Raw genomic sequence first — 22,626 nt, 5'->3', positions numbered from 1 at the left:
GGGTGGGGACGGAGAACGACGCGAACGGCCAAAAGGGGATCGATGTGGCCAAGATCGGTGGCCGGACAGTACCGGCCTCTTCGCGGGCCAGTACTGATCAGCCTCGAAAATGACTCGGTGCGACACCACTCCAACGCTGAAACGCATGCCGAAAACTGGCCGTCTCGCTGAATCCCAGCGTCTCGGCGATCCGGTAGATCGGCATCTGTTCATCGGCCAGCAATTGCTTGGCCCGCTCGAAGCGCAGTTCATCGAGCAGCTGTTGATAACTGCTGCCCAGCGCCTGTAGATGCCTTCGCAAGGTGCGCGACGAGCAGTTCATCTGCCGTGCCAGCCCTTCGAGACCCGGGGCTGAATCCAGCTGTTGCAGCAACAATTGACGAATTCGCTCCAGCCACGCCTGCCGCCCTGTGAACTCCAGATTCAGGCGCCGGCAGCGTTCGCTCATGGCCTGGTGGGTGATGGGGTCGGCCAGCGGCAGTGGCATGTCCAGCCAGCGTCGCTCGAAGGCGAAGGCATTGTCTTCGGCGGCGAAGCGCAGCGGGCACTGGAAGGTTTCTGGGTACAGCGCGTGGTAGGCGGGCCGCGAGTGCTCGAAGCGTGCGCCGAGCAACGGCAGGGTGCGGCCCAGCAGGTCGTCGCAGATGACCTTGAGCGAGACCAGGCAGAACTCGGCGTTGAAGGCGGCCAGCGCCGGGGCTTCGTGCGAGTCGCTGGCGCTCAGCCAGACCCGCTGGCCTTCTTCGACCAGGCGCAAGCGGAAGACTGTTCCCAGCAGTGCCGGGTAGCGCAATGCCAGGCGCAGGGCGTCACCCAAAGTGGCACTGGAGAGCAGCGCGTAACCGAGCATGCCATAGCAGGACACGTGCATGCGCCGGCCCAGTTCCAGGCCAATGTCCTCACGCCGGGCCACGGCGTTGGCGCAGACCTGCAGTTCCTGCTGGGTAGTGATCCGCGCATCGGCATGGTCGAGGTCCGCTGGGCCTATGCCGCTGCCGGCGAGCAGCGTCGAAGCCTCGCAGCCTTCCTCGCGGAATACGTTGAGAATCAATGAAACCGCGTTGAGGGTGGTCAGGTGGCTGTGCAGCATGCTCGATCGTCCCGTTGGGCTGGGAACATTATGGAGCAAGTTGTGTGCCGATAGCTGCGGGGCGCAGCTCGTGCTGGTTTGTCAGGCAAAAAAAAGGCCCGGCGCTTCGGCGCGGGCCTTGGAAAGGTTGAGAGGTGTCTAGTCCCTCGACCTGGTGAGACGGTTGCAGCGGTCTGGGTTACGCCTTCAACGGAACCAGACGTGGAGCGATCATGTTTTCCGGACGCAGGATGTCGTTGAGCATCGCTTCGTCCAGCAGGCCTTCTTCGCGCACCAGTTCCAGCACGCCACGGCCTGTTTCCAGAGCGACGCGGGCGATACGGGTGGCGTTTTCGTAGCCGATGTACGGGTTCAGGGCAGTGACCAGGCCGATCGAGTGTTCGACCAGTTCACGGCAGCGCTGTTCGTTGGCGGTGATGCCGACGATGCAGTGCTCGCGCAGCATGTCCATGGCGCGCTGGAGCAGGCGGATCGAGTCGAAGATCTTGTAGGCGATGAGCGGCTCCATCACGTTCAGCTGCAGCTGGCCGCCTTCGGCAGCGACGGTCAGGGCCAGGTCGTTGCCCATGATGGCGAAAGCCACCTGGTTGACGGCCTCCGGAATCACCGGGTTGACCTTGCCTGGCATGATCGAGCTGCCCGGCTGGCGTGCTGGCAGGTTGATCTCGTTGATGCCGGTGCGTGGGCCGCTGGACAGCAGGCGCAGGTCGTTGCAGATCTTCGACAGCTTGACCGCGGTGCGCTTGAGCATGCCGGAGAACAGCACGAAGGCACCCATGTCGGACGTGGCTTCGATCAGGTCGGCGGCCGGTACCAGCGGCTGGCCGCTGATGGTGGCCAGGCGTTGTACGGCCAGGGCCTGATAGCCCGGGTCGGCGTTGATCCCGGTGCCGATGGCGGTGCCGCCCAGGTTGATTTCGGTCAGCAGTTCCGGAGCCAGCGAGCGCAGGCGCTGCAGGTCTTCGGTCATGGTGGTGGCGAAGGCGCGGAATTCTTGCCCCAGGGTCATCGGCACGGCGTCTTGCAGCTGGGTACGGCCCATCTTCAGGACGTGGTCGAATTCCTTGCCCTTGGCGGCGAAGGCTTGGATCAGGCTGTCGAGGCTGGCCAGCAGGGCGTCATGGCCGAGCAGCAGGCCCAGGCGAATAGCGGTCGGATAAGCATCGTTGGTCGACTGCGCCATGTTCACGTCGTTGTTCGGGTGCAGGTACTGGTACTCACCCTTCTGGTGGCCCATGACCTCCAGCGCGACGTTGGCAATGACTTCGTTGGCGTTCATGTTGGTAGAAGTACCAGCACCGCCCTGGATCATGTCCACCACGAACTGATCGTGGAAGTCACCCTTGATCAGACGAGCGCAGGCTTCGCTGATGGCGGCGTGCTTGGCATCGCTCAGGTGACCCAGCTCACGGTTGGCGTCGGCAGCGGCCTGCTTGACCATGGCCAGGGCCACGACCAGCTTGGGGTAGTGCGACAGCGGGACACCGGAGAGATGGAAGTTGTTGGCAGCGCGCAGGGTCTGGATGCCGTAGTAGGCATCGGCAGGAACTTCAAGGGTACCAAGGAGATCTTTTTCGACGCGGAACGATGCAGCGGAGGACATGATGGATATCATCTCGATTTTGACCCGGCACATGCCGGAATGGCGCCAATCCTAGGCCTTTTCAGGATTTTGCGGCCAATGCTGTTGCACGCTAACCTATGCATAAACGGCATAATGATCGATGTGACGTCAATTGATATTCGAGCGTGTCCCATTTTGGTGCATGCCGGGAGACCCGCTTCATGAACCTCGAAAGCAAGTGGCTCGAAGATTTCAGCGCCCTCGCCGCCACGCGCAGTTTTTCCCAGGCCGCTGAGCGCCGTTTCGTCACCCAACCCGCCTTCAGCCGGCGTATTCGCAGCCTTGAGGCGGCTCTCGGCCTGCAGTTGGTGAACCGCGCGCGCACGCCGATCGAACTGACTGAGGCAGGTCAACTGTTTCTCGTGACGGCGCGTACAGTTGTCGACCAGTTGAGCGAAGTTCTCCGCCATTTGCATCACCTTGAGGGCGGGCAGGGCGAGGTGATCCAAGTGGCCGCCGCGCACTCCCTGGCTTCGGGGTTTTTCCCGCGTTGGGTGGCCCAGTTGCGCAACGATGGCCTGAACATCGCCACCCGCCTGGTTGCGACTAACGTAGGGGATGCCGTGCACGCATTGCGCGAGGGGGGCTGTGACTTGATGCTGGCGTTCTACGACCCCGACGCGGCCCTGCAGATGGACGCCGAGATCTTTCCGTCGTTGCACATGGGCACCACCGAGATGCTCCCGGTATGCGCCGTGGACAGCGATGGCAAGCCGATGTTCGACCTTGAGAGCGAGGCCAGCGTGCCGTTGCTGGCCTACAGTGCCGGGGCCTTCCTCGGTCGATCGGTGAGCCTGCTGCTGCGTCAGCGCAACCTGCGCTACACCACGGTGTACGAAACCGCCATGGCCGACAGTCTCAAGAGCATGGCACTGGAGGGCATGGGCATCGCTTGGGTGCCGCGCTTGTCCATGCGCGGCGAGCTGGAGCGCGGCGAGTTGGTGATCTGTGGCGGCAGCCAATGGCACGTGCCGCTGGAAATCCGCCTGTACCGCTGCGCCCTGGTACGCAAGGCCAACGTACGGCTGTTGTGGCGCAAGCTCGAGGGCGCGACGACGGTTGACCCAAAAGTCAGTCAAAGCCCCGAAAAATAAGGGGCGACAGTTGGTCGCCGGGGTGCCTTAAACGCACCGCCTTACGGTATACTGCGCGGCCTTTCGACCGGATGCGTCCGGTCCTGATCAGCAAACAAGCCACGCCGGTCGTCCCGCGTGGCTTGTTGTTTTTTGACGCGCCCGCGGGCGCACAAGCGAAGAGGCTCGACGATGAGTGCACTGGTTGGCGTGATCATGGGCTCCAAGTCCGATTGGTCCACCCTTAGCCACACCGCCGATATGCTGGAAAAACTCGGCATTCCCTACGAGGTGAAGGTGGTTTCCGCCCACCGTACCCCGGATCTGCTGTTCCAGTATGCCGAGGAGGCCGAGGGTCGTGGCATCGAGGTGATCATCGCCGGTGCCGGTGGCGCAGCCCACCTGCCGGGCATGTGCGCCGCCAAGACCCATCTGCCGGTGCTGGGCGTGCCGGTGCAGTCGTCGATGCTGTCGGGCGTCGATTCGCTGCTGTCGATCGTGCAGATGCCCGCCGGCGTGCCGGTTGCGACCTTGGCCATCGGCCGTGCCGGCGCGGTCAACGCCGCACTGCTGTCGGCCAGCATCCTGGGCGCCAAGCACCCGCAGTTCCACGCCGCGCTCAAGCAGTTCCGCACGGAGCAGACCGACACCGTGCTGGACAATCCTGATCCACGCCAGGCCTGAGGCTGACGACCATGAAGATCGGTGTAATCGGTGGCGGCCAACTGGGCCGCATGCTGGCTCTGGCGGGCACCCCGCTGGGCATGAACTTCGCCTTCCTCGATCCGGCGCCGGATGCCTGCGCCGCGCCTCTGGGCGAGCACCTGCGGGCCGACTACGGCGACCAGGACCACCTGCGCCAGTTGGCCGACGAAGTCGACCTGGTGACCTTCGAGTTCGAAAGCGTCCCGGCCGAGACCGTTGCCTTCCTCTCGCAGTTCGTGCCGGTGTATCCCAGCGCGGAGGCCCTGCGCATCGCCCGCGATCGCCTCTTCGAAAAGAGCATGTTCCGCGACCTGGGGATTCCGACCCCGGCCTTCGCCGACATCCTGTCCCAGGCGGACTTGGACGCGGCAGTGGCCAGCATCGGTCTGCCGGCGGTGCTCAAGACCCGTACCCTGGGCTACGACGGCAAGGGCCAGAAGGTCCTGCGCACCCCCGAGGACGTGGTCGACACCTTCGCCGAGCTGGGCAGCGTGCCCTGCCTGCTGGAAGGTTTCGTACCGTTCACCGGTGAAGTATCGCTGGTGGCGGTGCGCGCTCGTGATGGCGAGACACGCTTCTACCCACTGGTGCACAACACCCACGAAAGCGGCATCCTGCGCCTGTCGGTAGCCAGCGACGCGCATCCGCTGCAGGCCCTGGCCGAAGACTACGTCGGCCGTGTGCTCAAGCAGCTGGACTATGTTGGCGTGATGGCGTTCGAGTTCTTCGAAGTCGATGGCGGCCTGAAGGCCAACGAGATCGCACCGCGCGTGCATAACTCCGGGCACTGGACCATCGAGGGCGCCGAGTGCAGCCAGTTCGAGAACCACCTGCGTGCGGTGGCAGGTCTGCCGCTGGGCTCGACCGCCAAGGTCGGCGAGAGTGCCATGCTCAACTTCATCGGCGAAGTCCCGGCCGTGGACAAGGTCGTGGCCATCGACGATTGCCACCTGCACCACTACGGCAAGGCGTTCAAGACTGGCCGCAAGGTCGGCCATGCCACCCTGCGGTGCAAGGATATGCCTACGCTCCGCAGCAAGATCGCCGAAGTTGAAGCCCTGATCGCCAACTGATCGAACTTCTACCCGCCGTTTGCCCTCTGAAATGGCAACAAGCCAAAGCGCTGACTAGGCTTTGGCTTGTTCCATCTTCCACTGCAGAGGGACTGCACATGGGTATCATCGGAACCATCTTCATCGGCCTCATCGTCGGCCTGCTGGCCCGCTTCATCAAACCGGGCGACGACAGCATGGGCTGGATCATGACCATTCTGCTGGGCATCGCCGGCTCCCTGCTCGCCACCTACGGCGGCCAGGCTCTGGGTATCTACCAGGCTGGTCAGGCTGCTGGGTTCCTGGGGGCTCTGGTGGGTGCGGTGATCCTGCTGGTGATCTACGGATTCATCAAGAAACGCTGATTACTGGTTAGAATGCCCGGCAATTCATTCCGAGTTGCCGAGCATTGCCATGCGTGCGTTTTTCATTTTTCCCCTGCTCCTTGCCAGTGCCCTGGCCCATGCCGAGCTGCCCGAAACCGACTGGTTGGAGTTGATGCCCAAGTCGGACCAGAAAGCCTTGGAGCAAATGCCCGAAATCGACCACAACTCCCCCGAGGCACAGGGCACCTTCACGACCAAGGGTGGCTTGAAACAGAGCAAGGGTCTGCCGGCGGTGATGTATTCGACCAAGACCGTTGCGGCCATGAACGGCAAGGACATTCGCCTCGGCGGTTATCCGGTGCCGCTGGAAAGCGACGCCAAGGGCAATAGCACCCTGTTCTTCCTGGTGCCATATCCGGGCGCCTGCATCCACGTGCCGCCGCCACCACCGAACCAGTTGGTGCTGGTGCGCTATCCGAAGGGCCTGAAGATCGACGACATCTACACACCGCTGTGGGTCAGTGGCACCTTGAAGGTGGAGAAGGTCAGCAATGACCTGGCCGACGCAGCGTATGCGCTGGATGCCGGGCAGGTGAGGGTGGTGGAAGAGGCTGATCTCTGAAGATTCTGTTGTCATCACTGGCCTCTTCGCGGGTAAACCAGCACAAGATTCAGATCCTTTCGCTCGCAACCCTGACCGCCAGGGCACTGCTCGCTCCCGGCGCGATCGTCACCACATCGTCCCAGACATTGGCCGTCTCGATGCACAGCATCCGCTGCCAGCCATCGTCGGCCATGTCCGCCAGCTCCCGGGCCCGCTCGGTCCACGGGTTCCAGATCACCGCCGAGCGCGAACCCGAAGCAGTCAGGTTGATACGCCGGCCCCATTGCGGGTCGACGATGCTCAACGTCGCAGGCGTGGCCAGATAGATGCGGTCGGTCTCTCCAGCGAACTCCAGCGGGCCCTGCTGTCGGCGCAACTCCCATTCGGCCAGGGTCTCGATATAGCCAAGCCCCTCGACACCTTCGACATGTGCCTGGCGAACATCGCTCACCGCAAAATAGCTGTGCAGCGCCTGGCTGATGGTGACCGGGGCATCACCCAGGTTGCGGCTGGTCAGGGTCAGTTCGAGGTCGTCGCCTACTACCATCAGCAGCTTCAATTCGACACTGTTAGGCCATCCCGGCAGTGCGCCTTGAGCGTCGGGCAGCTCGAACTCGATGCGCAGCGTGGCACCCGCTTCCTCGATGCTCAGCAACTGCCAGTCGCGGGTGCGCGCCAGACCATGGGCTGGCGCCTGTTCGCCCTGGTACATGGCTTGGACGCTTGCCGGATTGCGCTGCAGATTGCCGAACCACGGCCAGCACACCGGCACACCCGCACGCACCGACTTGCCCTGGCGGAAGATGGCCTGATCGCTCAGCCACAGCAACGGCGGTTCGCCGATGCGCTGGTAGCTGAGGATCTGGGCACCCTGTTGGGCGATCAGGAGGTCGACGCATTCGCTGCTGATACGCCAGCAGTTGAGTTCGCCGTGTTGCTCGGTTATGACCTGAAAGGTAGCCATTGCAATGGTCTCATTGATTGCTGTGGGCCTTGGACCCGCTCTCCGTCAATGAGTTTACCGCCGGGCAGGCTCAGCGGCGAGGCACCGAACGGGTACGGCCACTGCCATCGATGGCGACGAACACGAAGACCGCCTCGGTGACCTTGCGCCATTCGCTGGATAGCGGATCGTCGCTCCATACCTCGACCATCATCTTGATCGAGCTACGGCCGACATCCAGGGTCTGGGTATAGAACGACAACTGCGCGCCCACGGCGACCGGCACCAGGAAGGTCATGCGGTCGATAGCGACCGTGGCCACCCGGCCACCGGCGACACGGCTGGCCATGGCGGTGCCGGCGAGGTCCATCTGGGCCACCAGCCAGCCGCCAAAGATATCGCCGAACCCGTTGGTTTCACGGGGCAGCGCGGTGATCTGCAAGGCCAGGTCACCCTGCGGGATAGGATCTTCTTGTTCGAGCTCAATCATGCGATGGGGCCTCTGACCCGTGACGTGGGGAAACTCTGCGAAACCGCCTGACGATAGAGACCGGCGTTTTCGCACAACATCCCATATCTAGAGCAACCTTTTCCTACGATTGGGCAGTATATAGAGGCCAACCGCCAGCGACGACCGTACATTAATGAATATCTGTAGGGATTTTGTACCGCTATCGTCAGATATCGGCTATTTGCTATCTTCGCCGCTCTCCGCAATTCAGAAGCCGCACGCCAAGCGGCCTGCATGACCTACAAAGAGAACAACAGCATGACTTCCGTGCCCAGCAGTATCGACCAGCCGTCGCGGCCACTGACCCGCAGTGACTACAAGACCCTTTCTTTGTCTGCCTTGGGCGGTGCACTGGAATTCTACGACTTCATCATCTTCGTGTTCTTCGCCACGGTGGTCGGCAAATTGTTCTTCCCCGCCGACATGCCCGAATGGCTGCGCCTGATGCAGACCTTCGGCATCTTCGCCGCCGGCTACCTGGCGCGGCCGCTGGGCGGCATCATCATGGCGCATTTCGGCGACCTGCTCGGGCGCAAGAAGATGTTCACCCTGAGCATCTTCATGATGGCGCTGCCGACGCTGATCATGGGCCTGCTGCCGACCTACGCGCAGATTGGCTTGTGGGCGCCGCTGTTGCTGTTGCTGATGCGCGTCATCCAGGGGGCGGCGATCGGTGGCGAGGTGCCGGGGGCCTGGGTGTTCGTTTCCGAGCACGTACCGGCGCGCAACACTGGCTATGCCTGTGGCACGCTGACCTCGGGGCTGACCGCCGGCATCCTGCTCGGTTCGTTGGTGGCCACGCTGATCAACAGCGTCTATAGCGCCGACGAGGTCGCTGACTACGCCTGGCGAATCCCGTTCCTGCTGGGCGGGGTGTTCGGTCTGTTCTCGGTGTACCTGCGGCGCTGGCTGCACGAGACCCCGGTGTTCGCCGAGATGCAGCAGCGCAAGGCCCTGGCCGAAGAGCTGCCGCTGCGTGCGGTGCTGCGTGACCACCGCGGTGCGATCATCCTGTCGATGCTGCTGACCTGGATGCTGTCGGCGGGTATCGTGGTGGTCATCCTCATGACCCCGGCGCTGCTGCAGAGCGTTTATCACATCAGCCCGACCGACTCGCTCAAGGCCAACAGCCTGGCGATCGTACTGCTCAGCGTGGGTTGCATCGTCTCGGGCCGTCTGGCCGACCGGTTCGGCGCCGGCCGGGTGTTCATCATCGGTAGCCTGGCGTTGCTGGCCACATCCTGGGCGTTCTACCACAGCCTGGCGAGCCACCCCCAACTGTTGTTCCCGCTGTACGCGGTGACCGGCCTGTGCGTGGGTGTGATCGGCGCGGTGCCTTATGTGATGGTCAAGGCGTTTCCGCCGGTGGTGCGCTTCAGCGGACTGTCGTTCTCCTACAACGTGGCCTACGCGATCTTCGGCGGCCTGACGCCGATGGTGGTGACCGCGCTGCTCAAGTTCAGCCCGATGGCGCCTGCGTACTACGTCGCTGGGTTGTGCGTGCTTGGTCTGTTCGTGGGGCTGTACCTGCTGGCCAACAAGCGCTGATCGGTCGGTTTCAGCGCAGAGGACGCCGCGCTGAACGCGATCGCCGCCCTGCAAGGCCATCTTCGTCTCCCGATGATGGCCTTTCATCCAATTGTCACATTGCCGACATATCGTATTCATGCGGCCTGCAGATACTGGGCCCCGTTCCATCCAACCCCAATATTCCTGCTAGGAGCAAGGCATGAAACTGAAGCGTTTGATGGCGGCCCTCACCTTTGCCGCCGTGGGCGTTGCGACCGCCAACGCGGTAGCCGCCGTCGACCCTGCGATCCCGACCTACACCAAGACCACCGGTGTATCGGGCAACCTCTCCAGCGTCGGTTCCGACACGCTCGCGAACCTGATGACCTTGTGGGCCGAGGCCTACAAGAAGGAATATCCGAACGTAAACATCCAGATCCAGGCGGCCGGCTCTTCCACCGCGCCACCCGCGCTGACCGAAGGCACCGCTAACCTCGGCCCGATGAGCCGCAAGATGAAGGACGTCGAGCTGCAGGCCTTCGAGCAGAAGTACGGCTACAAGCCGACCGCCATTCCGGTCGCTGTCGACGCCCTGGCCGTGTTCGTGCACAAGGACAACCCGATCAAGGGTCTGACCATGGCCCAGGTCGATGCCATCTTCTCCTCGACCCGTCTGTGCGGCGCCAAGGCCGAAGTCAAGACCTGGGGCGACCTGGGCGTGACCGGTGACCTGGCCAACAAGCCGGTGCAGTTGTTCGGTCGTAACTCGGTATCGGGCACCTACGGCTACTTCAAGGAAGAAGCCTTGTGCAAAGGCGACTTCAAGGCCAACGTCAACGAGCAGCCTGGCTCGGCATCGGTGGTGCAGTCGATCAGCTCCTCGCTGAACGGCATCGGCTACTCAGGCATCGGCTACAAGACCGCCAGCGTCAAGACCGTGGCCCTGGCCAAGAAAGAGGGCGGCGAGTTCGTCGAAGACAATGAAACCAACGCCCTGAACGGGACCTACCCGCTGTCGCGCTTCCTGTACGTCTATGTCAACAAGGCGCCGAACAAGCCTCTGGCCCCGCTGGAAGCCGAGTTCGTCAAGCTGGTGCTGTCCCAGGCTGGTCAGCAGGTGGTGGTGAAGGATGGCTACATCCCGCTGCCGGCCAAGGTGGTCGACAAGACCCTGGCTGACCTGGGCCTGTCCCACGCTGGTAACGTTGCAAAGAAGTAAGTAATTGAAGGAGAAGGCCGGCACTGCCAGCCTTCTCCCGGTATTTTCCGGCCCGAGGCCAGGCTTCCTGCGCGTCGGGCTTTGTCGCGTCACTGCATTGTCATGTTTCTGTCATACGGGACCGCTAGGGTGTGCGCATGAATGATCTGGCCAATTCAACAATGACCCAAAGTTCACCGCCCGAGCGGATCGATTTCAACACCCCTGAGCTGCAACGCAAGCGCCGCATGCGTGCCCTCAAGGATCGCCTGACCCGCTGGTATGTCCTGGTGGGCGGGCTGGCCGTGCTGGCTGCGATCACCCTGATCTTCTTCTACCTGGCCTATGTGGTATTGCCGCTGTTCCAGGGCGCTGAGCTGACCCGCAAGGCGGCCCTCGAGCCGACCTGGCTGAAGCAGGATGCAGGCAAGCCGCTGCTGATCTCGCTCGAAGAGCAGAATCTGGTCGGCATGCGGATCTCGGACAAGGGCCAGGCGTTGTTCTTCGATACCAAGAGCGGTGCCGAACTCAAGCGCGTCGATCTGCCGCTGCCAGCAGGGGCGCAGGTCAATTCGATCGGCACCGACCAGCCGGGCAGTTCGCTGGTGGTCCTGGGCCTGAGCAATGGCCAGGCGCTGGTATTCCACCACAGCTACAAGATCACCTACCCGGACAACAAGAAGACCATCACGCCGGACATCGACTACCCGTATGGCCAGCAACCATTCGCCCTCGACGCACAGGGCCGGGCGCTCGACCATGTCAGCGTCAACCTCAATGGCGAGACGCTGGTGCTCGCTGGTTCCACCGGTGCCCAGTTGCAGGTCCTGGAACTGACGAGCAGCGAGAACATGCTGACCGGCGAGGTCAGCACCGAGCAGAATCGCATCGAACTGCCGCAGATGACCGAGACGGTGAAGAACATCTTCATCGATCCACGCCAGCATTGGTTGTATGTGATCAACGGGCGCGCCACTGCCGACGTGTTCAGCTTGCGCGACAAGAGCCTCAATGGCCGTTACAAGCTTGCCGACAGCGCCGATACCGAGATCACTGCCACTGGCCAGCTGGTAGGCGGAATCTCGTTGATCATGGGTGACTCCAAGGGTGGATTGGCCCAGTGGTTCATGGCCCGCGACCCGGATGGCGAATCGCGCTTCAAGCAGATCCGCACCTTCCAGTTGGGCAAGGCGCCGATCGTGCAGATCGACGCTGAAGAGCGTCGCAAGGGCTTCGTCGCACTCGACAGCGCTGGCGAGCTGGGCGTGTTCCACAGCACCGCGCATCGTACCCTACTGGTCGAGCCGGTCGCCGAAGGCGCCGGCGTGCTGGCGTTGTCGCCACGCGCCAACCGCATCGTCATCGAGCAGGGCGGCAAGCTGCTGCCGCTGAGCCTGCGCAATCCGCACCCGGAGATCTCCTTCAGCGCGCTGTGGGGCAAGGTCTGGTACGAGAACTATGACGAGCCCAAGTACGTCTGGCAGTCGACCGCTTCGAACACCGACTTCGAACCCAAGCTGAGCCTGTCGCCGCTGACCTTCGGTACCCTCAAGGCAGCGTTCTACGCGATGATCCTGGCGGCCCCGCTGGCCATCGCTGCAGCTATCTACACCGCTTATTTCATGGCTCCGGGCATGCGCCGCAAGGTCAAGCCGGTGATCGAACTGATGGAGGCGATGCCGACGGTGATCCTCGGCTTCTTCGCCGGCCTGTTCCTGGCGCCGTACCTCGAAGGCCATCTGCCGGGTGTATTCAGCCTGTTCGTGCTGCTGCCGCTGGGCATCCTCCTGGCCGGCTTTGTCTGGAGCCGTCTGCCGGAGTCGATCCGCCTGCGCGTACCGGACGGCTGGGAGGCCGCGATCCTCATTCCGGTGATCCTGTTCACGGGTTGGTTGGCACTGACCCTCAGCCCGCACATGGAAAACTGGTTCTTCGGCGGCGACATGCGCCTGTGGATCACCAACGACCTGGGCATCACCTACGACCAGCGCAACGCCTTGGTGGTCGGTATCGCCATGGGCTTCGCGGTCATCCCGAACATCTACTCCATCGCCGAAGACGCCGTGTTCAGCGTGCCACGCAGTCTGACCTTGGGATCCCTGGCCCTGGGTGCCACACCCTGGCAGACGCTGACCCGCGTGGTCATCCTCACTGCCAGCCCAGGTATCTTCTCGGCATTGATGATCGGTATGGGTCGCGCCGTGGGCGAGACCATGATCGTGCTGATGGCCACCGGCAACACCCCGGTGATGGAAATGAACCTGTTCGAGGGCATGCGCACCCTGGCCGCCAACGTGGCGGTGGAAATGCCCGAGTCTGAAGTCGGCGGCAGCCACTACCGTGTGCTGTTCCTCGCCGCCCTCGTGCTGCTGATGTTCACCTTCGTCATGAACACCTTGGCCGAGCTGATTCGCCAGCGTCTGCGCAAGAAATACTCGTCGCTTTGATAGAAAGGTAGCGATCCGTGAAAAAGGTTTCCCTCAGAGGCTGGTTCAAGAGCGGCGCCCCAGGCGTCTGGGTCAGCGGTGGCGCGGTGGCCATGGCGGTCATCATGACCGTGGGCCTGCTTGCCGTGATCGCCGTACGTGGCCTGGCGCACTTCTGGCCTGCAGATCTGGTCCAGGCCACCTACAAGGTGCCGGGCCAGAGCGACCACGTGATCATCGGTGAAGTGGTGCAGAAGGAAGAAGTCCCGCGTGCCCGCCTCAAGGGCGCGGGGCTGCCTGTGCCTGACGAAGGCCCGGAGTTCATGACCCGCGAGCTGATCAAGGTCGGCAACCGCGACCTCAACGGCAGCGACTTTACCTGGGTGGTCGGCGACTGGCTGGTCGATGAGCAGCGCCCGGTCGAGCTGATGGCCCTGGAGCGCCGCGAGTGGGGCAATTTCTATGGCTACCTGGTCAGCGTCAAGGAAAACGGCAAGGTGGTCGCCGAAGGCACCGCGGCCTGGACTGAACTGCAAGCCCGTCTCAAGCGTGCCAGCCAGCTCAACGATCAACTGCAGCGGCTGGAGAAAAAGGACATCGGCGCCATCAACCATGGCCTCGAGCGCTTGCGCCTGCATGCCCGCAAGCTGGAGCTGGACGGCAAGCTGGACGCTGCCGCCCAGGCCGACATGGACGCCGATCGCGCTGAGCTGAACAGCCGCTACCAGGCTGTGGAAGACCGCCTTCTCGGCCTGCATAAGGATTTCGCCCGCGACAGCCTGGTAGCCCGTGACGCCAATGGCCGCGAAGTGGAGATCAATCTGAGCAAAGTGGTGCACGCCATTCAGCCCAACGGCATGACGGTGTTCGCCAAGTTGGGTACCTACTTCGCCAAGGTCTGGGAATTCCTCAGCGACGACCCCCGTGAAGCCAACACCGAGGGTGGGATCTTCCCGGCCATTTTCGGCACCGTGATGATGACCCTGATCATGGCCGTGATCGTCACGCCGTTCGGTGTGCTGGCGGCGGTCTACCTGCGCGAGTACGCAAGGCAAGGTACGGTGACCCGCCTGATCCGTATTGCGGTGAACAACCTGGCGGGCGTTCCGGCGATCGTCTATGGCGTGTTCGGCCTGGGCTTTTTCGTCTACGTACTGGGCGGCTCGATCGACCGGCTGTTCTTCCCTGAGGCGCTCCCGGCGCCGACCCTGGGCACCCCGGGCCTGCTGTGGGCATCGCTGACCCTGGCGCTGCTGGCCGTGCCGGTGGTGATCGTGGCCACCGAGGAAGGCCTGGCGCGTATCCCGCGCACGCTCCGGGAAGGCTCCCTGGCACTGGGCGCAACCAAGGCCGAGACCTTGTGGAAAGTCGTCCTGCCGATGGCCAGTCCGGCGATGATGACCGGCATGATCCTCGCCGTGGCCCGCGCCGCGGGTGAAGTGGCGCCGCTGATGCTGGTGGGCGTGGTGAAGCTGGCGCCGTCGTTGCCGCTCGATGGCAACTACCCGTACCTGCACCTGGACCAGAAGATCATGCACCTGGGCTTCCACATCTACGATGTCGGCTTCCAGAGCCCCAACGTCGAGGCCGCGCGTCCATTGGTCTACGCCACCGCGCTGTTGCTGGTACTGGTGATCGCTACCCTCAACCTCTCGGCGGTGTGGATCCGTAACCACCTGCGCGAGAAGTACAAGGCCCTCGACAGCTGATTGAAGCTTCAAGCCACAAGCGGCAAGCTTCAAGCAGATTGCCGCTTTGCCCTAACTTGCAGCTTGCAGCTTCAAGCTCGCAGCTACAAACGGAGTAAGACCATGCAGCAAGATTCCCACACCCGCGGCATCGACATGTCTGCCCTGGGTCGCGACAAGCAGGGCCTGCGTCTGGCCGAGGAAGCCGTGGCCATCGAAGTACCTGGCCTGTCCTTGTACTACGGCGACAAGCAAGCGTTGTTCGACGTGCAGATGAACATCCCCAAGCAACGTGTGACCGCGTTCATCGGCCCGTCGGGATGTGGCAAGTCGACCCTGCTGCGTACCTTCAACCGCATGAACGACCTGGTCGATGGTTGCCGCGTGGAAGGCGCCATCAACCTGTATGGCAACAACATCTACCGCAAGGGCGAGGACGTGGCCGAGCTGCGCCGTCGGGTCGGCATGGTGTTCCAGAAGCCCAACCCGTTCCCCAAGACCATCTACGAGAACGTGGTGTACGGCTTGCGCATCCAGGGCATCAACAAGAAGCGAGTGCTGGATGAGGCGGTGGAGTGGGCGCTCAAGGGCGCGGCCCTGTGGGATGAGGTCAAGGATCGCCTGCACGAGTCGGCCCTGGGTCTGTCCGGCGGCCAGCAGCAGCGCCTGGTGATCGCCCGTACCATTGCCGTCGAGCCCGAAGTGTTGTTGCTCGATGAACCCTGCTCGGCCCTGGACCCGATTTCGACGCTGAAGGTCGAGGAGCTGATCTACGAACTGAAATCCAAGTTCACCATCGTCATCGTCACCCACAACATGCAACAGGCGGCCCGCGTATCGGACTACACCGCGTTCATGTACATGGGCAAACTGGTCGAATTCGGTGACACCGACACTCTGTTCACCAACCCGGCGAAGAAGCAGACCGAAGACTACATCACCGGTCGTTACGGCTAAGAGCGCCTTTGGCGCAGCTGCAAGCTTTGAGCTGCAAGCTGCAAGATAAAGCGGTTAGCGCGGAGCCAGGGAACGACACGAACCACATGAAGCTTGCAGCTTGAAGCTAGCAACTTCGCGGAGCGACAGCATGATCAACAAAGAAAGTCTTACGCACCACATTTCCCAGCAGTTCAACGCCGAGCTCGAGGAAGTGCGCAGTCACCTCCTGGCCATGGGCGGCCTGGTCGAGAAGCAGGTCAACGATGCGGTCACCGCACTGATCGAAGCCGACTCGGGTCTGGCTCAGCAGGTGCGCGAGGTCGACGAGCAGATCAACCAGATGGAACGCAACATCGACGAGGAATGCCTGCGCATTCTGGCGCGTCGCCAGCCGGCCGCTTCCGACCTGCGGCTGATCATCAGCATTTCCAAGTCGGTCATCGACCTCGAGCGCATCGGCGACGAGTCGACCAAGATCGCTCGCCGCGCCATCCAACTGTGCGAGGAAGGCGAGTCGCCACGCGGTTACGTCGAGGTGCGCCACATCGGTGATCAGGTACGCAACATGGTGCGTGACGCGCTGGATGCCTTCGCCCGCTTCGACGCCGACCTGGCGCTTTCGGTGGCCCAGTACGACAAGACCATCGACCGCGAATACAAGACCGCCCTGCGCGAGCTGGTGACCTACATGATGGAGGACCCACGCTCGATATCGCGGGTGCTCAGCGTGATCTGGGTGCTGCGTTCGCTGGAGCGCATCGGCGACCACGCGCGCAACATCTCGGAGCTGGTGATCTATCTGGTGCGGGGCACCGACGTTCGCCACATGGGCCTCAAGCGCATGAAGGCCGAGGTCGAAGGCACTACTGGCCAGGCAGGCGAAAGCGCTAATGTTCCGGGCCAAGCTGACGATAAATAAGGTTGCTCCCGAGCATCAACGCCCGGCTTTGGCCGGGCGTTTTCGTTTGCGGTCGAGCACTGAGCAGGCACCCGCGAACGATCAAAGAGGTCCCGGCCTGACCAGGGGTTTGGCAAATGGCCATCAGTCGGCGGTATGCTAGTCGGGATCAAGAGGAGTATCGATGAGTAAAGTGAATGTACTGGTTGTGGATGATGCCCCGTTCATCCGCGACTTGGTCCGCAAGTGCCTGCGCAATGCCTTCCCAGGCATCGTGATCGAAGATGCGGTCAATGGCCGCAAGGCCATGACGCTGCTGAACAAGGAGCGCTTCGACCTGGTCCTGTGCGACTGGGAGATGCCGGAGATGTCCGGCCTCGAGCTGCTCAGCTGGTGCCGCCAGCAGGAAGAAATGAAGACCATGCAGTTCATCATGGTGACCAGCCGCGGCGACAAGGAAAACGTGATTCAGGCCATTCAGGCCGGCGTCTCCGACTTCGTCGGCAAGCCCTTCACCAACGAGCAGCTGCTGACCAAGGTGAAGAAGGCCCTGACCAAGATCGGCAAGCTGGAGGGCCTGATTGCCGGTGCCCCGGCACGGGTCAACTCGGCTTTCGCCAATGATTCGCTGAGCGCCCTGACGGGCGGCAAACCGGAAGCGGCCAAGGTCGCCGCACCCGTCGCCGCCGCCAAGCCGTTGATCAACGCACCGACACCCAAGACCGCTGCGGCCCAGGCCCAGGCCGGCCGTGGCCAGGGTCAATTGCGCCTGGCCAGTGGCACGCAGCCGTGCGTGATCAAGGCCCTGAGCCTCAAGGAAGCCTTGCTGGTAGTGCGCCGTAGCGCAGCGTTGCCGCAAGTGCTTGAAAGCGCGGTGCTGGACCTGGAGCAAGGCGAGAATGCTGAAGTGGCGCGCTTGAACGGCTATTTGCATGCGATCGCCGCCCTCGAGCCAAAGCCGGAAAGCGACTGGTTGCAGCTGACGTTCAAGTTCGTCGACCAGGACGCGCAGAAGCTCGACTACTTGTCGCGCCTGATCGCCCGGGGCACTTCGCAGAAGCATTTCACCCCCGGCGCCTGAAGGCCGACCCGCGACGCGATGGATGGTACGGGCTACGCCAGACACCCGCTGCTAGGCTTCGACAGATAATAACTGTCAAAAAGCCACTATCATGCCCGTACGCCCGTTGCTGTTCTGTGCCTTGCTCATGGCCTCGGCGTCGAGCCTGGGCATGACCGTGTACACCACGACCGACACCTTCGGCGTGATGTCCTATTCCTACCGGCCCAGCCCCGGCGCCAGGGCTGCGGTGTTGGCGGATCCGGAACTCGCGCCGTTCAACCAGGCCTACCGTTACCCGTTCCCCTGGCGCGGTGGGCCGTTTCGCCTGACCCAGGGTCCTAACGGTCGCTTCAGTCACACCGGGCCCAAGGGCCGCTATGCGATGGACATCGCCATGCCCGAAGGCACGCCGATCGTCGCGGCGCGCGAGGGTGTGGTGGTGGATGTGGAAAACCGGCAGTGGGGCAGGCGGGGCGGCCCGGCAGGCAATTTCGTGCGCATACGCCACCCGGACGGCACCTTTGGCGGTTACATGCACCTGCAGCGAGGCTCGGTACTGGTACGCAAAGGCCAGCGCGTGGCGCGTGGCCAGCCGCTGGCGAGATCGGGCAATACCGGCAACAGCAGCGGGCCGCATCTGCATTTCGTGGTTCAGCGCAGCGCGGGGGAGGACTATGTGTCCATCCCCTATCAGTTCGAACGGCCGCTGGGAGGCTTGCCGGACTTCACTGCCGGCAATCCGTGATGTCGCTCAATCGAGCTTGAGCACCTTGGCCAGGACGATCTTCGGCCCTTTCATCTTCTTGATGATGATGCGCAAGCCTTCGACCTCCAGCACTTCCTCTTCCTCGGGGACTCGCTTGAGGGTCTCATAGACCAGCCCGGCCAGTGTCTCCGCCTCGATGTGATCGAGGTCGATGCCCAGCAGGCGCTCGACCTTGAACAGCGGCGTATCGCCTCGTACCAGCAGTTTGCCGGGCTGATAGGCGAGGATGCCGCGTTCGGTCTTGCGGTGTTCGTCCTGGATATCGCCGACCAGGACTTCCAGCACGTCTTCCATGGTCAGGTAGCCAATGACCTTGCCGTCAGCTTCCTCGACCAGCACGAAGTGCGCACCACCCTTGCGGAACTGCTCCAGCAGCTGCGCCAGTGGCATGTGTCGGGACACGCGTTCCATGGGGCGGGCCAAGTCTTCGAGGTCGATGGTTTCGGGCAGGTGTTCGAGTTCGGCCAGCTCCAGCAGCAGGTCCTTGATGTGCAGCAGACCGGTGAACTCCTCGCGTTCGGCGTCATAGACCGGGTAGCGGCTGAATTTGTGGCGGCGCACCAGGGCAAGGATTTCCTTGAGCGGGGCATGGGCGTCGAGGGTGACCATGTCTTCGCGGGAGTTGGCCCAGTCGACCACCTCCAGCTCGCCCATCTCCACCGCCGAAGCCAGCACGCGCATACCCTGATCGCTCGGGTCTTGGCCACGGCTGGAGTGCAGGATCAGCTTGAGCTCTTCGCGGCTGTAGTGGTGCTCATGGTGCGGGCCGGGCTCACCCTGACCGGCGATGCGCAGGATGGCATTGGCGCTGGCGTTGAGCAGGTAGATGGCCGGGTACATCAGCCAGTAGAACAGGTACAGCGGCACCGCCGTCCACAGCGACAGCAACTCGGGTTTGCGGATCGCCCACGACTTGGGCGCCAGCTCGCCGACCACGATGTGCAGGTAGGAGATGACGAAGAAGGCGACGAAGAACGACACCGCCTTGATCAGCTCGGGCGTGTCCACGCCCAGGTAGGCCAGCAGCGGCTCGAGCAGGTGGGCGAAGGCTGGCTCGCCCACCCAGCCCAGGCCCAGGGAAGCCAGGGTGATGCCGAGCTGGCAGGCGGAGAGGTAGGCGTCGAGCTGGTTGTGCACCTTGCGCAGGATGCTGCCACGCCAGCCATGCAGTTCGGCGATGGACTCGACGCGGGTGGCGCGCAGCTTGACCATGGCGAACTCGGCGGCAACGAAGAAGCCGTTGAGCAGCACCAGGAACAAGGCAAACAGGATCATGCCGAAATCGGCGAACAGAGAGGTGAGGCTAATACCAGGGGAAGGGTCCATGATGGAGTTTTTACGGCGTCCGTCTTCGATAAAGGGAGAAAAAAAGTGCCAGCTTTTGCTGGCACAGGGGACTCAATGTAGCGGCTGGGATCGCAAATGCAAAGAGCAGCGCGCATGATCCCTCAGCGCAAGGCCTCGGTTCAGACCTGGCCGCTCACAACCTGAGCCGCTGCGAAGTGGCAGGTGAAGGTGCTGCCCTGGCCTGGCACGCTGCTGATCTCCAGGCTTCCCCGGTGGCGCAGTAGCACATGCTTGACGATCGCCAAGCCCAGCCCGGTGCCGCCAGTATTCGACGCACGGCTGGAGTCGACCCGGTAGAAGCGCTCGGTGAGACGCGGCAGGTGCTTGGCATCGATGCCGATTCCCGAATCCTGCACGCTCAGGTGCGCACCCTGTGCGTCCTGCCACCAGCGGATACGGATACTGCCTTCATCAGGGGTGTACTTGACGGCGTTGAACACCAGGTTGGAAAACGCGCTGCGCAGCTCTGTTTCGCTCCCTTTGAGGCGCACGCCCGGCGCGACTTCCAGGGTGATGCGCTGGTTGCGTGCACCGGACAGCGCCTGGGCATCGCCCCTGATCGACTGCAACAGGGCATCGACCGCTACGGGCTGGTTGTCCGAGGGGTAGTCGGTAGCCTCCAGCTTGGCCAGCAACAGCAAGTCGTTGAGCAGTGTCTGCATGCGCGAGCCTTGCTGGCTCATCTGCTGCAAGGCACGGACCCAGCGCGGGTTCACTTCCTCGACGTTGTCCAGCAGGGTTTCCAGGTAGCCGGTGATCACCGTCAGTGGCGTACGCAGCTCATGGGACACGTTGGCGACGAAGTCCTTGCGCATCTGTTCGAGCTGGTGGATGCGGGTGACATCGCGCACCAGCATCAGGTGCTCGCTGTTGCCGTAGCGGGTGATGTGCAGCTGTACGCGCAGGCGGTCGTTGATCGGCGAGGGGATTTCCAACGGCTCGGCATAGTTCCCGGCCTCGAAGTATTCCTTGAAGCGTGGGTGGCGTACCAGGTTGGTGACCGGCTGGCCGCCGTCCTGTGGGGTCTTGAAGCCGAGCAGGGTTTCCGCCGCGCGGTTCCACCACTCCAGGTTGCCGTCGCTGTCGAGCATGATCACCGCGTCACGCAGCGCCGCGGTGGACTCCTGTACGCGGTCGATCACCGCCTGCAGGCGACCGCGCACGCGCTGGTCCCGGCGTTGCAAGTGGTAGATGCTGTCGAACACCTCGCCCCACAGGCCGTAACCATCCGGAGGCGCTTCGTCGGGTTGATGGTTGCGCAGCCAGTGGTGCAGGCGCAGCAACTGCTTTAGGGTCCAGCCCAGGTAAAGCGCCAGGCCGATGGCCAGGCTCCAGCCGTAATAGCCACTGACCAGGCCGCCGATCAGGCAGACGGTGATCAGCAGCAGCAGGTGGCGAATCAATGTCGCGTGCCAGTTCTGGTTCAATTGACGGGATCCTTCGGATCCAGCTGCAAGTTGCAAGCTTCAAGCTGCAAGAAGAAGTGGATCGGTGATGCTGATAGTCCTTTACTAGCCTTCACGCTGCCCGCTTTTACTTGCAGCTTGAAGCTTGTCGCTTGCAGCTAGCTCTTGGTCGAGAAGCGGTAGCCGGTGCCCCGGACGGTTTGTACCAGATTTTCGTAGACTTCTCCCAACGCCTTGCGCAGGCGACGGATGTGCACATCGACCGTGCGCTCCTCGACGTACACGTTACCTCCCCAGACCTGGTCGAGCAGTTGGCCGCGGGTGTAGGCGCGCTCCTGGTGAGTCATGAAGAACTGCAAGAGGCGATATTCGGTAGGGCCCATCTCGGCGGGCTTGCCGTCGATGGTCACGCGGTGGCTGATCGGGTCGAGCAGCAGGCCGCCGACCTCGATCGGCGCTTCGCTGTCGTTCGGGCCGGTGCGGCGCAGCACGGCCTTCAAGCGCGCCACCAACTCGCGTGGCGAGAATGGCTTGGTGATGTAGTCGTCGGCACCGACCTCCAGGCCCTGGATCTTGTTGTCCTCTTCGCCCTTGGCGGTGAGCATGATGATCGGGATATCGCCGGTCAGTTCGTCGCGCTTGAGGCGACGGGCCAATTCGATGCCCGAGGTGCCCGGGAGCATCCAGTCGAGCAGGATCAGGTCGGGCTTGCGGTCTACGATGATCGCATGGGCCTGCTGTGAATTCTCGGCCTCCAGGCAGTCATAGCCGGCCATTTCCAACGCAACGGCGATCATCTCGCGAATAGGCGCTTCGTCGTCGACGATCAGAATGTTTCTGCCAACCATGCTCAAAACCTCTCCTGGGATATCGTGTCTTGGCCCGCATTAGATAACGGAATTATTGCAGCTGTGTGACAGGGTCTTGGCCAATTTGGCGACATTCCGTGACTGAACTAGGCTTCCAAAAGCCACCATCGTGGTGAGCAGAACCCTAATACCCCCGACTTCACGGTGATTCCAATGACACGACACACGCTGAGCTGGATGGCCCTTCTCGCTGCATTCGCGCTACCGGGGGTGGCTTCGGCCCACCATGCCATGGAAAAGGACGGCATGTGGGTCGATCACATGGGCATGACGCTTTATACCTTCGACAAGGACTCAGGGGGCAAGTCGATGTGTAACGGCGATTGTGCCAAGAACTGGCCGCCGCTGATGGTCAAGGCCGACGACGAAGCGCCGAAGGACAAGTGGACGACGGTGATGCGCGACGATGGCTCCAAGCAATGGGCGTATGACGGTAAACCGCTATACACCTTCGTCAAGGACAAGAAACCCGGCGATACCACCGGTGACGGCGTGAAGGATGTCTGGCACGTCGCCAAGCCCTGAAGCACACCCTATGACTCCTGTAGGAGCGGGTTCACCCGCGAAAGCGTCGGTATGTTCACCACCG

General features: G+C 62.6%; 21 protein-coding genes. 14 read left to right on the top strand and 7 right to left on the bottom strand.

Annotated elements, in window-relative coordinates:
* Positions 1-97: 97 nt before the first annotated feature.
* Together E2H86_RS05540 and aspA are read right to left on the bottom strand one after the other, a co-directional pair.
* Positions 98-1,090, bottom strand: a complete 993-nt coding sequence (locus E2H86_RS05540) for an AraC family transcriptional regulator (protein WP_133325538.1) — start codon at positions 1,088-1,090, stop codon at positions 98-100.
* Positions 1,091-1,268: 178 nt separating this feature from the next.
* A complete protein-coding gene (gene aspA, locus E2H86_RS05535; protein WP_133325536.1) occupies positions 1,269-2,693 on the bottom strand; it encodes an aspartate ammonia-lyase in 1,425 nt (474 codons plus the stop codon).
* A 182-nt stretch (positions 2,694-2,875) separates the two neighbouring features.
* On the opposite strand from aspA, the gene E2H86_RS05530 reads away from it, so the two are divergent.
* From E2H86_RS05530 to E2H86_RS05510, 5 genes are all read left to right on the top strand, one after another.
* A complete protein-coding gene (locus tag E2H86_RS05530; protein WP_133325534.1) occupies positions 2,876-3,808 on the top strand; it encodes a LysR substrate-binding domain-containing protein in 933 nt (310 codons plus the stop codon).
* A 171-nt stretch (positions 3,809-3,979) separates the two neighbouring features.
* Positions 3,980-4,471 (top strand): 5-(carboxyamino)imidazole ribonucleotide mutase, encoded by a 492-nt coding sequence (purE, locus tag E2H86_RS05525; protein WP_038411454.1) that lies wholly within the window; start codon positions 3,980-3,982, stop codon positions 4,469-4,471.
* A gap of 11 nt (positions 4,472-4,482) precedes the next feature.
* Complete coding sequence (locus E2H86_RS05520; RefSeq protein WP_133325532.1) at positions 4,483-5,565, top strand: 5-(carboxyamino)imidazole ribonucleotide synthase; 1,083 nt, start codon at positions 4,483-4,485, stop codon at positions 5,563-5,565.
* Between the two features lie 98 nt (positions 5,566-5,663).
* A complete protein-coding gene (locus E2H86_RS05515; RefSeq protein ID WP_003260079.1) occupies positions 5,664-5,909 on the top strand; it encodes a GlsB/YeaQ/YmgE family stress response membrane protein in 246 nt (81 codons plus the stop codon).
* 49 nt (positions 5,910-5,958) lie between these two features.
* The gene (locus E2H86_RS05510) at positions 5,959-6,492 is read left to right on the top strand and encodes a DUF3299 domain-containing protein (RefSeq protein ID WP_165976034.1); all 534 of its coding nucleotides are present in this window, start codon (positions 5,959-5,961) and stop codon (positions 6,490-6,492) included.
* Between the two features lie 49 nt (positions 6,493-6,541).
* Here the strand turns inward: E2H86_RS05510 and E2H86_RS05505 are convergent, their stop codons facing one another.
* Both E2H86_RS05505 and E2H86_RS05500 read right to left on the bottom strand, forming a co-directional pair.
* Positions 6,542-7,438 (bottom strand): D-hexose-6-phosphate mutarotase, encoded by an 897-nt coding sequence (locus E2H86_RS05505; protein WP_133325528.1) that lies wholly within the window; start codon positions 7,436-7,438, stop codon positions 6,542-6,544.
* Positions 7,439-7,508: 70 nt separating this feature from the next.
* A complete protein-coding gene (locus E2H86_RS05500) occupies positions 7,509-7,907 on the bottom strand; it encodes an acyl-CoA thioesterase (protein WP_133325526.1) in 399 nt (132 codons plus the stop codon).
* 279 nt (positions 7,908-8,186) lie between these two features.
* Here E2H86_RS05500 and E2H86_RS05495 point away from each other — a divergent pair, with 279 nt between their 5' ends.
* From E2H86_RS05495 to E2H86_RS05460, 8 genes are all read left to right on the top strand, one after another.
* Positions 8,187-9,476, top strand: a complete 1,290-nt coding sequence (locus tag E2H86_RS05495; RefSeq protein ID WP_133325898.1) for an MFS transporter — start codon at positions 8,187-8,189, stop codon at positions 9,474-9,476.
* Positions 9,477-9,657: 181 nt separating this feature from the next.
* On the top strand, positions 9,658-10,656 hold the full coding sequence (locus tag E2H86_RS05490) for a phosphate ABC transporter substrate-binding protein PstS (RefSeq protein ID WP_133325524.1): 999 nt from the start codon (positions 9,658-9,660) through the stop codon (positions 10,654-10,656).
* Positions 10,657-10,793: 137 nt separating this feature from the next.
* Complete coding sequence (locus tag E2H86_RS05485; RefSeq protein WP_133325522.1) at positions 10,794-13,082, top strand: ABC transporter permease subunit; 2,289 nt, start codon at positions 10,794-10,796, stop codon at positions 13,080-13,082.
* Positions 13,083-13,099: 17 nt separating this feature from the next.
* Positions 13,100-14,770: a phosphate ABC transporter permease PstA gene (gene pstA / locus E2H86_RS05480; RefSeq protein WP_133325520.1), complete on the top strand. Its 1,671-nt coding sequence runs from the start codon at positions 13,100-13,102 to the stop codon at positions 14,768-14,770.
* Between the two features lie 102 nt (positions 14,771-14,872).
* A complete protein-coding gene (pstB, locus tag E2H86_RS05475; protein ID WP_133325518.1) occupies positions 14,873-15,706 on the top strand; it encodes a phosphate ABC transporter ATP-binding protein PstB in 834 nt (277 codons plus the stop codon).
* Positions 15,707-15,836: 130 nt separating this feature from the next.
* Complete coding sequence (phoU, locus tag E2H86_RS05470; RefSeq protein ID WP_133325516.1) at positions 15,837-16,607, top strand: phosphate signaling complex protein PhoU; 771 nt, start codon at positions 15,837-15,839, stop codon at positions 16,605-16,607.
* 163 nt (positions 16,608-16,770) lie between these two features.
* Complete coding sequence (locus E2H86_RS05465) at positions 16,771-17,667, top strand: response regulator (RefSeq protein ID WP_133325514.1); 897 nt, start codon at positions 16,771-16,773, stop codon at positions 17,665-17,667.
* Positions 17,668-17,758: 91 nt separating this feature from the next.
* Positions 17,759-18,394, top strand: coding sequence for a M23 family metallopeptidase (locus tag E2H86_RS05460; RefSeq protein WP_133325512.1), 636 nt, complete (start codon positions 17,759-17,761; stop codon positions 18,392-18,394).
* 6 nt (positions 18,395-18,400) lie between these two features.
* Here the strand turns inward: E2H86_RS05460 and E2H86_RS05455 are convergent, their stop codons facing one another.
* From E2H86_RS05455 to phoB, 3 genes are all read right to left on the bottom strand, one after another.
* Complete coding sequence (locus tag E2H86_RS05455) at positions 18,401-19,741, bottom strand: hemolysin family protein (protein ID WP_133325510.1); 1,341 nt, start codon at positions 19,739-19,741, stop codon at positions 18,401-18,403.
* Positions 19,742-19,881: 140 nt separating this feature from the next.
* Complete coding sequence (gene phoR / locus E2H86_RS05450; RefSeq protein ID WP_133325508.1) at positions 19,882-21,189, bottom strand: phosphate regulon sensor histidine kinase PhoR; 1,308 nt, start codon at positions 21,187-21,189, stop codon at positions 19,882-19,884.
* Between the two features lie 137 nt (positions 21,190-21,326).
* Entirely contained in the window at positions 21,327-22,016 is a 690-nt protein-coding gene (gene phoB, locus E2H86_RS05445; protein ID WP_133325506.1) for a phosphate regulon transcriptional regulator PhoB, read from the bottom strand.
* A 174-nt stretch (positions 22,017-22,190) separates the two neighbouring features.
* Between phoB and E2H86_RS05440 the strand changes: the two genes are divergently transcribed.
* On the top strand, positions 22,191-22,562 hold the full coding sequence (locus tag E2H86_RS05440) for a COG4315 family predicted lipoprotein (protein ID WP_133325504.1): 372 nt from the start codon (positions 22,191-22,193) through the stop codon (positions 22,560-22,562).
* Positions 22,563-22,626 lie beyond the last annotated feature (64 nt).

The sequence above is a fragment of the Pseudomonas putida genome (assembly GCF_004357765.1).
In the GTDB taxonomy this organism is placed as follows: domain Bacteria; phylum Pseudomonadota; class Gammaproteobacteria; order Pseudomonadales; family Pseudomonadaceae; genus Aquipseudomonas; species Aquipseudomonas putida_U.
The sequence above is the reverse complement of the archived record's forward strand: the minus strand, read 5'-3'. Positions and strand labels throughout refer to the sequence as shown.

Bases quoted from the DNA above. Each gene is read 5' to 3' on its own strand.
- E2H86_RS05540 (WP_133325538.1), bottom strand. From the start codon at position 1,090: ATGCTGCACAGCCACCTGACCACCCTCAACGCGGTTTCATTGATTCTC.
- aspA (WP_133325536.1), bottom strand. From the start codon at position 2,693: ATGTCCTCCGCTGCATCGTTCCGCGTCGAAAAAGATCTCCTTGGTACC.
- E2H86_RS05530 (WP_133325534.1), top strand. From the start codon at position 2,876: ATGAACCTCGAAAGCAAGTGGCTCGAAGATTTCAGCGCCCTCGCCGCC.
- purE (WP_038411454.1), top strand. From the start codon at position 3,980: ATGAGTGCACTGGTTGGCGTGATCATGGGCTCCAAGTCCGATTGGTCC.
- E2H86_RS05520 (WP_133325532.1), top strand. From the start codon at position 4,483: ATGAAGATCGGTGTAATCGGTGGCGGCCAACTGGGCCGCATGCTGGCT.
- E2H86_RS05515 (WP_003260079.1), top strand. From the start codon at position 5,664: ATGGGTATCATCGGAACCATCTTCATCGGCCTCATCGTCGGCCTGCTG.
- E2H86_RS05510 (WP_165976034.1), top strand. From the start codon at position 5,959: ATGCGTGCGTTTTTCATTTTTCCCCTGCTCCTTGCCAGTGCCCTGGCC.
- E2H86_RS05505 (WP_133325528.1), bottom strand. From the start codon at position 7,438: ATGGCTACCTTTCAGGTCATAACCGAGCAACACGGCGAACTCAACTGC.
- E2H86_RS05500 (WP_133325526.1), bottom strand. From the start codon at position 7,907: ATGATTGAGCTCGAACAAGAAGATCCTATCCCGCAGGGTGACCTGGCC.
- E2H86_RS05495 (WP_133325898.1), top strand. From the start codon at position 8,187: ATGACTTCCGTGCCCAGCAGTATCGACCAGCCGTCGCGGCCACTGACC.
- E2H86_RS05490 (WP_133325524.1), top strand. From the start codon at position 9,658: ATGAAACTGAAGCGTTTGATGGCGGCCCTCACCTTTGCCGCCGTGGGC.
- E2H86_RS05485 (WP_133325522.1), top strand. From the start codon at position 10,794: ATGAATGATCTGGCCAATTCAACAATGACCCAAAGTTCACCGCCCGAG.
- pstB (WP_133325518.1), top strand. From the start codon at position 14,873: ATGCAGCAAGATTCCCACACCCGCGGCATCGACATGTCTGCCCTGGGT.
- phoU (WP_133325516.1), top strand. From the start codon at position 15,837: ATGATCAACAAAGAAAGTCTTACGCACCACATTTCCCAGCAGTTCAAC.
- E2H86_RS05465 (WP_133325514.1), top strand. From the start codon at position 16,771: ATGAGTAAAGTGAATGTACTGGTTGTGGATGATGCCCCGTTCATCCGC.
- E2H86_RS05460 (WP_133325512.1), top strand. From the start codon at position 17,759: ATGCCCGTACGCCCGTTGCTGTTCTGTGCCTTGCTCATGGCCTCGGCG.
- E2H86_RS05455 (WP_133325510.1), bottom strand. From the start codon at position 19,741: ATGGACCCTTCCCCTGGTATTAGCCTCACCTCTCTGTTCGCCGATTTC.
- phoB (WP_133325506.1), bottom strand. From the start codon at position 22,016: ATGGTTGGCAGAAACATTCTGATCGTCGACGACGAAGCGCCTATTCGC.
- E2H86_RS05440 (WP_133325504.1), top strand. From the start codon at position 22,191: ATGACACGACACACGCTGAGCTGGATGGCCCTTCTCGCTGCATTCGCG.